Origin of the sequence: Microcoleus sp. D2_18a_B4 (genome assembly GCF_036702475.1) — a bacterium.
Taxonomy (GTDB): Bacteria; Cyanobacteriota; Cyanobacteriia; order Cyanobacteriales; family Microcoleaceae; genus Microcoleus.
The window spans coordinates 15335-28472 of the sequence record NZ_JAUBTL010000002.1 but is presented as its reverse complement, the minus strand read 5'-3'; the positions used below and the strand labels follow the sequence as shown (position 1 = coordinate 28472).

Sequence of the window (13138 nt, the reverse complement as noted above, 5' to 3'; positions counted from 1 at the left end):
GCGCTCGACCCTTGCCAATTTTAGGTGCACAAAATAGTTAATGCTAGATCAATTTCTCGACGCTTCACCCAATTTTGGAGTTGACGGCTTTTTATTATTGTTGGTTTTGGTGGCTTTGGAGGCTGTACTTTCGGCTGACAACGCGATCGCCCTGGCGTCTATTTCTAAAGGTTTGGAAGATGCCAAGGATCAGCAAAGAGCTCTCAACTTGGGTTTGATAATTGCTTTTGTACTGCGGATCGCCCTAATTTTAACGGCTACTTGGGTGATCCAATACTGGCAGTTTGAGCTGCTTGGTGCTCTCTACCTGCTGTGGCTTGTTTTCCAACATTTTACTTCAGAGACAGACTCCGAAGGAGAACATCACGGGCCCAGATTTGCGTCTGTGTGGCAAGCAATTCCCATGATTGCTTTTACGGATTTAGCGTTTTCATTGGATAGCGTTACTACTGCGATCGCTGTGTCTGACAACACTTTTATCGTCGTAACAGGCGCTACTATTGGAATTATTGCCCTGCGATTCATGGCCGGATTGTTCATCCGCTGGCTGGATGAGTTCGTTCACCTAGAAAGTGCTGGTTACATCACAGTTGGGTTCGTGGGAATGCGGTTGTTGGTGAAAGTAATTAATCCCGATTTAGTTCCTCCGCAATGGCTGCTAGTTTCCAGTATCGTCTTGATGTTTGTCTGGGGATTTTCTAAGCGTACTCCTGAGTCAGTCGAGATTGCAAAATCTCTAGAAATGGCTCTCACTCAGCCGGATTCAGAAGTTGCACTGCCGGAATCGCAAGGACAAAAGTCCGAAAATTAACATACTTTCATTTGAATAAAATTAGCTTAAATCTGTCAAACCAACAAGATTGAAGGCTGGTCAAAACGTGCAAAAGCCTTTCATCCCGGTGACTTTAGTCCGGGAATGAAAGGCTTTTATTTTGTAATATTGTTTCCTTCACTAGCCGATCGAACTCATGGGAGTACAATTTGGCCTATGGTTCGGCAGTTATCAAAATCAGACTCAGCAATGGTTGCGCTGGTGGGATAGCTAGGGGAATTTTTTGCTGAGGGGATTGGCGGCATATTGGCGATCGATCCGGATCTGATTTGATCCTTGGTGGTGGCTGTATTTTTTTAGGATAGGAAAAGAGGGCGATCTGTGGGAAGGAGTTGCAGGCGATCGCATTTCACCTGTCGGGAAAAAATGTAACCTTCCTGTTGAGGGGCTGCAAATAACCTTTTCTACATAGGGCAACGGTTTTAGATTCTTTTCCCAATTAGCAATTAGCAATTAGCCATTAGCTATGGCTTAGGCTTACCGACAAAGAAAGCTAAGGGAGAATTATCACCACAAGATAACCGAACTTTAGAACCAATGGGAAAAACATTCTCTGTGGTTGTGAGTGCATATAACTTTTCGCCCGAAGGTGTTTTTAAACAATAACGATTTTCTCTGCCTAAAAATTGGCGATCGCAAACCACAACAGGCGAATCTTCATCTAAGTATAAACTCAAGTCTTCCTGCCGGATCATCAATTCTCCTTCAGTAGCAACATCACAGGGAACTTGTGAAGATGAATCTCGTTTAACAGCAAAACAACCTACTTCTGTTTCCCAAAAATCCTGCTTCAGCGATGCAGACACAAAATTAGCTTGCGTCACAAACTCAGCCACAAATCTAGATGCTGGTTCTTGATAAACTTCCTCTGGAGTGCCAAACTGTTCTAATTGGCCTTGACGCATCACCGCTACCCAATCTGAAATCGAAAGTGCTTCTTCGCGATCGTGGGTGACAAATACACCAGAGGTTCCCGTTGCTTTGAGAATCTCGCGGACTTCCTGACGCAATCTTAACCGTACTTGTACATCTAAATTACTCAATGGTTCATCTAGTAAAATAATCGCAGGTCTAGGGGCTAACGCACGGGCCAGGGCTACTCGCTGTTGCTGACCCCCCGATAATTCATGGGGATAACGGTTTTCTAATCCTTCTAATCCCACCAATGCTAATGCTTCTGTGACACCTTTCTGAATATTATGCTTTGACTCTTTTCCTTGATGCGTTAAGCCAAAAGCTACATTTTTCGCGACCGTCAAATGGGGGAAGAGTGCATAGTCTTGAAACACCATACCAATGTCTCGCTGTTCCGGCGGCACTGACATATTAACACTGGCTACAGTTTTTCCTGCTAGAGCGATCGTCCCTGCTTGTAGCTGTTCAAAACCCGCAATTAACCGCAGCAACGTTGTTTTCCCACAACCGGATGGCCCCAACAACCCCAGTATATCTCCTTGATGTAATGTCAGGGTGACAGATGCCACCGCAGGTGATGCTGCTTGGGCATACTGTTTTGTTACACCATCCAAATGCAGAATTATAGGTCGAACCATTATTGCTATAAATAATCAACAACTTACTATTCTACAATAAACCAGTTTAGTGATATAAATTGTCAGAAAGACTTGACAAATGTTTACACCTACTGATAAACTAGCAAGCTAGACAATTTACTAGCGATGAAAAATTCCCAACAATCACTACAAAAAACAGCAATTAGGACAATCCAATGGCGATCGACCTTACGCGGCTTATCCGCTAGTGGGTGGACACTTGCGGTTATTGCTTTAGCATTGCCGATCGCCATACCAGTGATCAGTGTCTTATCCAGTATCTTTGTGGAAGCTAAAGATACATGGCAACATCTAACCGATACAGTTTTAACTCGTTATATCATCAACTCTTTTTGGTTAATGATCGGTGTAGGCTTTGGTGTTGTCGTGATTGGCGTAGGATGTGCGTGGCTAGTAACAATGTGTCGCTTTCGGGCCAGTCGCGTATTTGAATGGGCATTACTGTTACCCTTAGCGGCCCCAGCTTATGTACTAGCTTATACTTATACAGACTTTTTAGAATTTTCCGGCCCCGTTCAAACTGCTTTGCGTTCTATTTTTGGCTGGAGTTATGGAGACTATTGGTTTCCTAACGTGCGATCGCTCCCTGGAGCAATCTTAATGCTAATCTTAGTTTTATATCCCTACGTCTACCTATTAACAAGAGTTGCCTTTTTAGAGCAATCAACTTGTACCCTAGAAGCTAGTAGAATACTGGGCTGTAGTCCTTGGCGCAGTTTTATTACAGTTGCCTTACCAATGGCTAGACCCGCAATTGTTGCAGGTTTAGCACTGGCTTTGATGGAAACTCTCAACGATTATGGCACTGTTCAGTATTTTGGAGTGGATACATTCACCACAGGTATTTATCGGACTTGGTTTGGCATGGGAGAACGAATTGCTGCCAATCAATTAGCTGCCATGCTATTATTATTTGTTCTGGGTTTAATTTTACTAGAACGCTGGTCGCGCAGTCGGACTAAATATTATCAAGCTAGCAGCCGCTATCGCCAACTACCAACTTATCAACTTAAAGGAATTAGGGAGATTTTAGCGGTAATTGCTTGTTTCCTGCCGCTGTTTTTTGGTTTTTTATTGCCAGCAGGTCTTTTAGGCAAGTTGACTTTAGCTAATTGGCAAGTCACTTTAGATGAACGTTTTTGGATCTTTGCCCGTCATAGTTTAATTTTGGCAACACTGACAGCAATTTTAGCCGTAGTTATTGCCTTGATTATGGCTTATGGCTTACGGTTATATCCTAATTTAGGAGTGCAGTTAGGAACGAGAGTTGCGGCAATGGGCTATGCTGTACCTGGTTCTGTGATTGCAGTGGGGATTATGGTTCCCATTGGAAAATTTGACAATCTATTTGATAGTTGGATGCGGGAAAACTGGGGAATTTCTACAGGCTTGTTGTTAAGTGGTACGATCGCAGCTTTGGTATTTGCCTATATAGTTCGCTTCCTAGCTGTTTCTTTAAATGCGGTAGAGTCAAGTTTGAGCAAAATTAAGCCTAATTTAGATGATGCGGCGAGAAGTTTGGGTTATAGCCCGATGCAAACTTTAGTTACAGTTCATACACCAATGATGACGGGAGGTTTACTAACTGCCATGATGTTAGTATTCGTTGATGTAATGAAAGAGTTACCTGCTACTATAATTATTAGACCTTTTAACTTTGATACCTTGGCTGTGCGAACTTATCAACTTGCCTCAGATGAGCGATTGGCGGAAGCTTCTGGCCCAGCCTTGGCAATTGTTTTAGTGGGGATGTTACCGGTTATTTTATTAAGTTGGAAAATTGCGCGATCGCGCAAGTCTTCAACACTATAACCGCCAAATCTCTTCCCTGCTTGCACAGGTGATTGATTCTTTTAAAGCTATAGTCCGACAGGGGTTGAAACCCCTGTCTCATAGCGAAAGTCGTCTGAAGACGACTATACAGCTAGGATTTCAGTCGGTTTCAACTCACATCTTGCACCACTCTCAATTACTTGTTTAGGAACAGGCTTTTCGGCCTGTTCCACAAGAAAATCTACTGTTTGTGGAACGGGCATCTTGCCCGTTCTTGACAATGGTGCAAGATGTCGGTTTCAACCGACTTTAGCTATTAGACAGGGAATTTATTCCCTGGCGGGTTTCAGGAGAATGTATCAACCGTTCTTCCCTCTTCTTTTTACCTTCATAAATCAAGATGATTAATAAAAACTTAGCAATGTTTAACCGCACTACTGGCACAATTTCCTTGTTACTTCTTACTATTTTTGTCACCTTGGGATGTCAAAAACAGGCGGCTGGCCCCCTCGAAACCTTACAAAAAACTAAGCAATGTCCAGGATGTGACCTGACTGATACCAAGTTAAGTGACATTGATTTAACAAGCGCTAATCTCAATGGTGCTAAGTTGGAAGGTGCTATGCTAGAAAATGTCAAACTTAATGAAGCCTTACTCGATAGCGTCAATCTCAAAGGTGCAAATTTAAAAGGTGCTTCTCTGGAAAAAGCAGGTTTATTTTCTGCCGATCTCACAAATGCTGATTTGAGTAATGCAAATCTCAAGGGGGCTTTTTTGCGAGGGGCAAAACTGAATAATGCCAATCTTAGTAATGCCGATTTAAGTGAAACTGACTTAAATAGTGCTGATTTGACTGGGGCAAACCTGAAAGGGGCAAACCTGAAAGGCGCTATAATGCCGGATGGTAAAATTAAAAATTAAAGCTGAGGGGATTCGGCGGTTGAAACCGCCGAATCACAAAGAGTAGCTTCTTGTTCAAAAAGCCTCTATTTCCATCCTGCCCGATCGGCAACCTTTAAAGCTTCGGGGTTATTTTTCCCATACACATCAGGGTTAAGAGGGTCAGATTTGAATGTACCAAAACTTGCCACTACAGGATCGATCGCCACACCTGAAATCACAGGGTATTCGTTATTACTCCTAGCAAAAATTTGTTGCGCTTCGCGACTGGCTAGGTGTTCCAAGAATTTGGTCGCGCCAGCTTTGTTACGGGAGGTTTTGACTACACCGCCACCACTAATGTTGACGTGGGTACCGCGATCGCGCTGGTTCGGGAAAAATACACCTACTTTCGCCGCGATCGCTTTTTCTGCAGGATCTTTCGATTTCATTAAGCGAGCTACATAATAGGTATTAACAATGGCAATATCGCCTACCCCATCAGCAACAGCTTTGATTTGCGCCGTATCATTTCCCTCTGGAGGACGCGCAAAATTAGCCACCAATCCTCGTGCCCAAGCTTCTGTTTTTTGAGCTCCATGAACCGCTAACATAGCCCCAACCAGAGACTGATTATAGATATTAGTGGACGATCGCACTAAAACTTTGCCTTTCCACCGAGGTTCTGTCAGCGCCTCATAGGTTGACAATTGGGTCGGGTTCACCTTGCTTTTGTTATAAACAATCACCCGTGCCCGACGCGATAGGCCAAACCAGAAACCTTGAGGATCTCGCAAACTTGCTGGAATTGCCGATGTCAGGACTGTTGAAGAAACAGGTTGCAGAATACCTGCTTGTTTTGCCCGCCACAAACGCCCACCATCCACCGTGATGAAAACATCAGCGGGGCTATTTGCACCTTCACTTCTGATCCGTTCAATTAGTTGGTCAGCATCCGCTTCAACGAGGTTAACCTTAATCCCAGTTTTTTTGGTGAAGCTTTGGTACAACTCATTATCAGTGTCGTAGTGACGTGCTGAATAAAGGTTGAGAGTGCCCGTCTGGGCTTGGACTGGGGCTTTTTTGCTGAGTTCCCCCAGTGCCACGACAGCCATTGCTGTACCGCTGGCAAGAAAAATACGCCGAGAAATGCTCATTGTTCTATAATGATAGATTTTTTCATCTGGTAATTGACACGATGGTCTCTCTACAGCCATCTATAGTCATTGCTTTACTATATTAATGCAAGTAATTCTTATTTGATGAGCGAGAGCGTAACTATTTTAGGGCTGACGCACTGCTGGTCACAAATCCGGTCTCGACTTCGCTCAACCGGCAATTTTTTTTACGCAAAGACTTTTTTATAAGCTGTCGGGCATCTTGCGTTGTATTTTTCGGGCGCGCGGGACGCCTAACCCCTACTCCCCACAACAATTTCATCTGAGATGTTGCACCATTCTCAATAAGCCTTTTATTAACAGGCTTTCCGGCCTGTGAAGCGAGAAAACTCATTCTTTGTGGAACGGGCCCCAGAGCCCGTTCTTGACAATGGTGCAGCATCTGAGATCCTACGGATTATTTGTGTCGAATTAGCTCGTAAATTTCCACATAGTCTTTAGCTGGATAGTTCCACGAATTGTCACAATTCATGCCTTGAAGCATGAGTTTTTCAAATTCATCATGATAGTCATACCACAATCCGATCGCCCGATCGAGCGCCGACTCTAAAGCGCCGTAGTCGCTTTGGTAAAACACGTAACCGTTGCGTTCTTCCGGGAGGTGGCGGGTGTCGTAATCTCGATCGAACACAGTATTCACCAAACCGCCAACTCCCCGCACCACAGGAACAGTACCGTACCTCAACCCGATCATCTGAGTCAGGCCACAGGGTTCGTAATTACTGGGAACCACAATCATATCCCCACCCGCGTAAATTAAGTGCGACAGTTCCTCATTAAAACCTAGTTCTAAATGGCAGTCTGGATTATCATTTAAAAACTGTCTTTCGTGCTGGAAATGCGCGTTAATTCCGGCTTCCGTCGCGGAGCCCAAAAGCACGAATTGCGCTCCCTTACTCAGAGAGTAATAAATTGCATGGTGGACGAGATGGACACCTTTTTGGTCGTCCAAACGACCGATAAAGGTAATAATAGGCTTGTCAGCATCGCGCAGTAACAGCCGATCGCGCAAAGCTTTTTTAGTTTTGGCTTTTCCTGCCAAATCCTCCTGATTGTAGTGGTGCGGAATATAGCTATCGCCATCGGGATTCCAGATATCATAATCAATGCCGTTGAGCACGCCGCGAAACTTCTCTTGATATAAATGCAATGTGTGGCCCAAACCGTAGCCACACTCGCCGAGGTGAGCTTCCCAAGCATGGTGCGGCGAAACCGTGGTGACAAAGTTCGAGTAAACAATGCCGCCTTTCATAAAGTTGATAGCAAAAGGGTTAAAGTTATCTCGGAGGCGATCGTAATCAAAATAATAATCCGGTCTGTGCAAACCCGTTGCTTCCAAAATATCGCTACCTCCCATTCCTTGATGTTTGAAATTGTGAATGGTATAGCAGACTCGCTGATATTCCATCCAATTGTATTTGTAAATTTCAAACAGCAAGACTGGCACCAAACCAGTTTGCCAATCATGACAGTGAATCACATCGGGACGTTTGTTGCTTCTGAGCAAAAATTCCAAAGCGGCTTTGCTGAAAAATGCAAACCGCATATTGTCGTCATTGCACCCGTAATAACAGCCGCGATTAAAAAAGTTATCTTGAGAGCGAGGTTCGATGAAAAAACACAACTGCCCGTGCACCCAGCCGCACAACACATCGCAGAGGATTTCGCCGCCGTACCAGGGCACAGCCAAATCCCGGTAGGCTTCGTGAAGTCCCCAAATGTGGTCGTACCTCATGCAGTCGTACTTCGGTAGAATAATCTCGACGCAGTGGCCGGAATTCTGCAACTCCCGACTCAAGCCGTAAACTACGTCGCCCAAACCCCCTGCTTTGATGACTGGGGCGCACTCCGAGGCAATTTGTACAATGTACATTTTTTTTTCTCGCTCCTGGATGAATCAAAAAGATATTTTCTTAACATGACAAAGTATATGGTTTCTCGCCAAATAAGCAAGTAGGCCATTGGGAATACAGGGCGATCGGGCTCCCAGAAGCCGAATTTGCGGCGGTTGCGATCGGCGATATCGTTTCGGCATGGCTGCAACTCGATCGCAAATTCCGCAAAACATAACTCATCTTCTCGCCTTTGTCAACTCAATCTTTTGAGTCAAATCGCCATTTGTCTCGTCTTGTTCCGAATAGCGATCGAATAACTCACTCAAAGCTTCTTCTCCAACAATTTCTCCATTACTGACAAACTTCTCTACCTCCACCGAACCATCACTCAAAAATTCAATTTCCCACCGTTCCCCAGGTACAGCTACAATTACCATCAGAGCTTCATCGCGATGATGCGCTAAACTGTAATCGATAGCCTGTTTTTGCAATTTTTGCAAAAATAATATTACTTGGTCAAATCCATTATTTTTCATCTATCAAATCTCCGATCGCTCAACAATTTGCGAACCATCTTAAAGCCGGGGATATTTTCTTCAGCACCTCTTTCTATTTGCTCCCATATCATTTCGCTAAATTCTTCCCAACTTGGCGAATTTGCCGGAAGCTGTGCTTGTTTTCTACTACCTTTTTTACCTTTGAGAATCTCAGACACTTTCATGCCTGCAAATTTGTGTGCGATCTTTCTTCCTCCTTATCTTACATAAATCCCACTCATCATTCTCATACCGCTCGACAAAAATGCAACAACTTATCCCAAACCCATAGCATCATTTTCACATATTAATAATTTCCCTTTCCCCTGATAATACCAAACATAACCCTCTCCACCGCCTTTGCCAAAATGACCTAATTTTCGATAATCTTCTTCAATCCCCTTGGTAAATCCTTTTACTAAATCGCAATCAGCTATCAAAGTTTCACCTTGTTTGAGTTCGACAACCTTAGCCGGTGAATTTGTAGCAGCTACAACTATAGCTTTTTGCTCGCGCAAAGCTGTAACAGCAATTCTCCACCTACCGTCATTAGAAGCAGCCACTTGTCGGACTTTCAGTTTTTTAGCACCGATAACTACATTGTCCGAACAAAACTGAAATACACCATCATCAAATTCCCACTGCTCCCCATCCGACAGAACGATCGGCGTATAATGCAGGAAATGCCCTTTTTGTCTCGGTTCCAGTTTCACCGTACCCGTTCCTTGATATACAGGAGCGTTGTAGTCCATTTCCGTTGTCAAAGATACCCACATATCTTTTAAACGGTTATCCGTTTTATAAACACCAGAAGTCAATTTCCCCATGCACCAATGCAGCGCACCTTTTTGAATAATCACTCCCGAATTGTTCAAGTTAATTTCCGCTTGCTGAACCAACGGAATATTTTTAGTGGGATGGTAAAACTTGTTGGTTTCTTTATTGATGTTATTTTGAACGTACCACAAATCCGTCGGTTCCAAAAGCTTGATTTCGTATTTCATAATTTACCTCGCCTATTTACGTGAAATGTGTTAAACATTTTACCCAAGATTAGGAGCTGCCGCGCTCCCGGACTTATCTTGTGAAATTTATCTTTGGCAGACATCCTCTGCTACTGTTAAAGTATCTAGCTATCTTAGCAATAGCAGACAGCGCCCCTCCACAATTGTTGAGAAAAATTTATGCCTGCGATCGCACAATCTCCCAATTTACCCATTTTACAAGAAATCAACTCAGGATTACCCCATATTTGCGGCTCCGAAGCAGAAATTAATGCCGCAGCCAATAGCAACGAACCAATCTTTCTACCTACCACAAATCTGCGCCTGGAAAATATTCAAGCCGGATTCGCCTGCGCCCTGCATATGCACCAACCCACCATTCCTGCGGGTGCAAACGGCGAACTGATCTGCAATCTCCAGCATATGTTTGAACATCCCAACCAAGGAGACAACCACAACGCCGGAGTGTTTGCTTGGTGCTATTCTCGGATGGGAGAATTTATCCCCCAACTGATTGCCGAAGGCTGCAACCCGCGCATTATGCTCGACTATTCGGGCAACTTATTGTGGGGATTGCGCCAAATGGGACGCGACGATATCTTTGATAATCTCAAGCGGATTACCTGCGATCCTCAATATCAACCTCACGTAGAATGGCTTGGGACAATGTGGAGTCACGCCGTCATTCCCTCAACTCCCATTCCCGACATCAAACTCCAAATTCAAGCATGGCAACATCATTTTGCCGCCATTTTTGGCATTGATGCCCTGAAGCGCGTCAAAGGTTTTTCGCCCCCAGAAATGCACTTTCCCAATCACCCAGATACACTTTACGAATACATCAAAGCTTTGAAAGAATGCGGCTATCGCTGGCTGATGGTGCAAGAACATTCTGTAGAAAATCCCGACGGTTCGGGATTGTCGCAAGACCAAAAATATATTCCCAACCGTTTAGTTGCCCGCAATTCTCGCGGCGAAACAATCAGTATTACTGCTTTGATTAAAACCCAAGGTTCAGATACGAAATTGGTCGGTCAAATGCAGCCTTATTACGAAGCAAAAGGACGCAATAAACAGCAAATTGGCAATGTCACAGTTCCTTCTTTAGTCACTCAGATTGCTGACGGCGAAAATGGCGGCGTGATGATGAATGAATTTCCCAGCGCTTTTGTCAAAGCTTGGCACGAAAACCGCGAACAAGGCGGGGGGAAATCCGGTGTTGTTGGTTTAAACGGCACTGAATATTTGGAGATAATTGAAGCGGCGGGTGTTAATCCTGATGATTATCCGATTTGTCAAGGGGTTAACCAGCACAAAATCTGGCACCTAGTCGATGCTGATAGTGCTACACCGGAAAAAGTGGAAAGTGCGATCGCCCTACTCAAGCAAACCGACCATAATTTTCACATGGATGGTGCTTCTTGGACTAACGATTTGAGTTGGGTGAAAGGCTACGAAAATGTCTTGGAACCGATGAATCTACTCAGCGCAGCATTTCACAAAAAATACGACCCGCTGGTGCAGCAAGATGCCGCCGTTACTAAGCAGTTTGAATACCAGCAAGCTTTGCTTTACAATTTGTTGCTGCAAACAAGCTGTTTCCGCTATTGGGGACAGGGAACTTGGACTGATTACGCCCGCGAACTTTACAACTGCGGCGCTGCTTTAATGAAGTAGGAGAATTTATCGTAGGGTGCCCCGCAAACAAACTGTTGGATCAGCGTCAAATATCGGCGCTGACGCACCCTACATCTAGAAAACTTCATTGATAAAGAGAGGACTAAAGTCCTCACTACAAACACGGATTTACCAATTACTGCCTACATTTCTTGCATCAACCGCAAATAATTCTGCCGCATTTGCGTCATATTTTCCATCATTCTATTAGCCATATCTTTCTCAACATCGCTCATTTGTTGCCAAAATAAAGCCGATCGCCTCGCCATAATTGCTTCTTCCCAAAGCATCTCCAAAAGTTGCGCCGCCATTGGGTTTTCAGCATCGATAATCCCACACAATTGCTCGAAGGCCCGGTTGGCTTCGGTGTGAGTGCTAACATCCTGAACCAGGCTTAGGCATTTTTTGAGTTGTACGATCGGATTTTCAGAAGAGTAAGCCATAATTCCACTAAGATAAGCGACAAAATTTACACTGATACCTTTGACATTACTAGAGTTTTGACACTCCCCGGCAGACCAGCGCGGGGATTCTTAAGACAGCAATTTGAGTCTTAAAGGCGATGCCAAAGCACCTCTACCGATTCCACTTAGATCTAGTCCAAGCATTATCGCTACTTTTCTAGCAATATTTGCACAACCATTACAATCTGCATTGATTAGCCAACCTTGAGCCGTTCTGTACAAACCGCGCTTAATTCGTTTGCCACTAGGAAGCCACCCTTCGGGTTTTTCGCCAAATTTAGGTAGCAAGTCATTATCGACAAACGAAGCTTTGGAAGAATATGATTCTTCAGCTTCAACAAACCTTAAACCGTATTGCTCGCACAGTTGAGCTATTCTATCTTTCAGTCTGCCCGTAGGGATTTGCACAAACTTTTGATTAGTTTTGCTTCCCATATTGACAGACTCTTTTTGTCCTTTGTTCCAGCCAAAAATAACTGTACCGATTTGGTTGTCTAAGCAGTGCTGAATTACTTTTCTTGCTGCTTTGTTGACGGCATCTCGCATTTGGCGATTACGTTTTTCAGTTAAGCCTGCCAATCTTTTAGACCAGTAGCCGTTGGCTTTCCCTTTCATGAGAAAAGCAACCCGTTTGTTATATCCTTGATTGAGGGACTTGAGATGTTTGCCGTCAACGATAAAACTTGTGCCGATATTGCTCAAGCAGGTTAGCCAGTTGTCTATTCCGTGGTCAATTGCTAAGCATTTGGCAGGGTCTACATTCGCTTGGACATCCTCTGTTTTGTAAATCAATTCCAAGTAGAAACAGCAATTCCGGGGAAGAATGCGATACTCTCGAATTGTTTTAAAATCTAGATTAGATGGCATTGGTAGGAAAAACGCATCTAACCCGAACCACGCTTTAACCTTGCTTCCCAGAGGAAATCGCAGCATCCCATTCTTAAGTTTTACGGATCTTCCTGTAAACGTTACAAGTGCCATTCCACCTTTACGGTATCCCGGCAATTTAGGGTGTTGCGTAACCGTCCCATTTTTGATTCCTCTGAGTAAGCCCATAAAAGACTTAAAAGACTCTGCTACCCCTGTCAGAATTTGCTGAGCTGTATCTGAATAGAACGCTTGATAGTGCAGGTTTCTATCTTCAGTTCCCAAGACTTTATGTAGCTTAGCCCGGTTCGGAATCTTGCCAGTTTTAAAGTATATTTGGCGAGAATAATAGATACCGCAATTAGTAAGCTTTGCCGACTCGGAACACAGATATTCAAGAATCGCTTGAATGCTTGAATCAGCTCGAATTAGATTTTGTTGACAACCAAACATTGCTGAATCCTCCTATAATTTATAGTACAGCAAAAAGCAGGACAATCTATTAATAAATATTTAGA

General features: G+C 43.9%; 12 protein-coding genes and 1 pseudogene. 5 read left to right on the top strand and 8 right to left on the bottom strand.

From position 1 onward, the window contains the following. The first annotated feature begins 40 nt into the window (after window positions 1-40). On the top strand, window positions 41-811 hold the full coding sequence (locus tag QUB04_RS01485) for a TerC family protein (RefSeq protein WP_333280238.1): 771 nt from the start codon (window positions 41-43) through the stop codon (window positions 809-811). A 145-nt stretch (window positions 812-956) separates the two neighbouring features. Continuing rightward, a pseudogene (locus tag QUB04_RS01480) lies at window positions 957-1043 on the top strand (Uma2 family endonuclease); the annotation flags it as partial. 253 nt (window positions 1044-1296) lie between these two features. On the opposite strand, the gene QUB04_RS01475 reads toward QUB04_RS01480, so the two are convergent. Beyond that, window positions 1297-2385 carry an ABC transporter ATP-binding protein gene (locus QUB04_RS01475; RefSeq protein ID WP_333280236.1) on the bottom strand — a complete coding sequence of 363 codons (1089 nt, stop codon included), beginning with the start codon at window positions 2383-2385 and terminating at the stop codon, window positions 1297-1299. Between the two features lie 126 nt (window positions 2386-2511). Here QUB04_RS01475 and QUB04_RS01470 point away from each other — a divergent pair, with 126 nt between their 5' ends. Both QUB04_RS01470 and QUB04_RS01465 read left to right on the top strand, forming a co-directional pair. Continuing rightward, window positions 2512-4218: an iron ABC transporter permease gene (locus QUB04_RS01470; protein ID WP_333280234.1), complete on the top strand. Its 1707-nt coding sequence runs from the start codon at window positions 2512-2514 to the stop codon at window positions 4216-4218. 361 nt (window positions 4219-4579) lie between these two features. Further along, window positions 4580-5101, top strand: a complete 522-nt coding sequence (locus tag QUB04_RS01465; RefSeq protein WP_333280232.1) for a pentapeptide repeat-containing protein — start codon at window positions 4580-4582, stop codon at window positions 5099-5101. A gap of 65 nt (window positions 5102-5166) precedes the next feature. Here the strand turns inward: QUB04_RS01465 and QUB04_RS01460 are convergent, their stop codons facing one another. The 5 genes from QUB04_RS01460 to QUB04_RS01440 form a co-directional block, all read right to left on the bottom strand. Further along, window positions 5167-6216, bottom strand: a complete 1050-nt coding sequence (locus QUB04_RS01460) for a Fe(3+) ABC transporter substrate-binding protein (protein WP_333280230.1) — start codon at window positions 6214-6216, stop codon at window positions 5167-5169. A 418-nt stretch (window positions 6217-6634) separates the two neighbouring features. Then, window positions 6635-8110: a glycogen synthase GlgA gene (gene glgA, locus QUB04_RS01455; protein ID WP_333280228.1), complete on the bottom strand. Its 1476-nt coding sequence runs from the start codon at window positions 8108-8110 to the stop codon at window positions 6635-6637. Between the two features lie 198 nt (window positions 8111-8308). Then, a complete protein-coding gene (locus QUB04_RS01450) occupies window positions 8309-8608 on the bottom strand; it encodes a hypothetical protein (RefSeq protein WP_333280226.1) in 300 nt (99 codons plus the stop codon). Then, window positions 8605-8793, bottom strand: coding sequence for a hypothetical protein (locus QUB04_RS01445; protein ID WP_333280224.1), 189 nt, complete (start codon window positions 8791-8793; stop codon window positions 8605-8607). Before QUB04_RS01445 ends, QUB04_RS01450 begins: the two co-directional genes overlap by 4 nt. A 90-nt stretch (window positions 8794-8883) precedes the next feature. Then, window positions 8884-9612 carry an AIM24 family protein gene (locus QUB04_RS01440; protein ID WP_333280222.1) on the bottom strand — a complete coding sequence of 243 codons (729 nt, stop codon included), beginning with the start codon at window positions 9610-9612 and terminating at the stop codon, window positions 8884-8886. 180 nt (window positions 9613-9792) lie between these two features. Between QUB04_RS01440 and QUB04_RS01435 the strand changes: the two genes are divergently transcribed. Continuing rightward, complete coding sequence (locus QUB04_RS01435) at window positions 9793-11289, top strand: glycosyl hydrolase family 57 (protein ID WP_333280221.1); 1497 nt, start codon at window positions 9793-9795, stop codon at window positions 11287-11289. 143 nt (window positions 11290-11432) lie between these two features. Here QUB04_RS01435 and QUB04_RS01430 read toward each other — a convergent pair whose 3' ends face one another. Together QUB04_RS01430 and QUB04_RS01425 are read right to left on the bottom strand one after the other, a co-directional pair. Beyond that, a complete protein-coding gene (locus QUB04_RS01430) occupies window positions 11433-11732 on the bottom strand; it encodes a hypothetical protein (RefSeq protein ID WP_006633230.1) in 300 nt (99 codons plus the stop codon). 90 nt (window positions 11733-11822) lie between these two features. Then, window positions 11823-13073: a transposase gene (locus QUB04_RS01425; RefSeq protein ID WP_333280219.1), complete on the bottom strand. Its 1251-nt coding sequence runs from the start codon at window positions 13071-13073 to the stop codon at window positions 11823-11825. Window positions 13074-13138 lie beyond the last annotated feature (65 nt).

Bases quoted from the DNA above. Each gene is read 5' to 3' on its own strand.
- QUB04_RS01485 (WP_333280238.1), top strand. From the start codon at position 41: ATGCTAGATCAATTTCTCGACGCTTCACCCAATTTTGGAGTTGACGGC.
- QUB04_RS01475 (WP_333280236.1), bottom strand. From the start codon at position 2,385: ATGGTTCGACCTATAATTCTGCATTTGGATGGTGTAACAAAACAGTAT.
- QUB04_RS01470 (WP_333280234.1), top strand. From the start codon at position 2,512: ATGAAAAATTCCCAACAATCACTACAAAAAACAGCAATTAGGACAATC.
- QUB04_RS01465 (WP_333280232.1), top strand. From the start codon at position 4,580: ATGATTAATAAAAACTTAGCAATGTTTAACCGCACTACTGGCACAATT.
- QUB04_RS01460 (WP_333280230.1), bottom strand. From the start codon at position 6,216: ATGAGCATTTCTCGGCGTATTTTTCTTGCCAGCGGTACAGCAATGGCT.
- glgA (WP_333280228.1), bottom strand. From the start codon at position 8,110: ATGTACATTGTACAAATTGCCTCGGAGTGCGCCCCAGTCATCAAAGCA.
- QUB04_RS01450 (WP_333280226.1), bottom strand. From the start codon at position 8,608: ATGAAAAATAATGGATTTGACCAAGTAATATTATTTTTGCAAAAATTG.
- QUB04_RS01445 (WP_333280224.1), bottom strand. From the start codon at position 8,793: ATGAAAGTGTCTGAGATTCTCAAAGGTAAAAAAGGTAGTAGAAAACAA.
- QUB04_RS01440 (WP_333280222.1), bottom strand. From the start codon at position 9,612: ATGAAATACGAAATCAAGCTTTTGGAACCGACGGATTTGTGGTACGTT.
- QUB04_RS01435 (WP_333280221.1), top strand. From the start codon at position 9,793: ATGCCTGCGATCGCACAATCTCCCAATTTACCCATTTTACAAGAAATC.
- QUB04_RS01430 (WP_006633230.1), bottom strand. From the start codon at position 11,732: ATGGCTTACTCTTCTGAAAATCCGATCGTACAACTCAAAAAATGCCTA.
- QUB04_RS01425 (WP_333280219.1), bottom strand. From the start codon at position 13,073: ATGTTTGGTTGTCAACAAAATCTAATTCGAGCTGATTCAAGCATTCAA.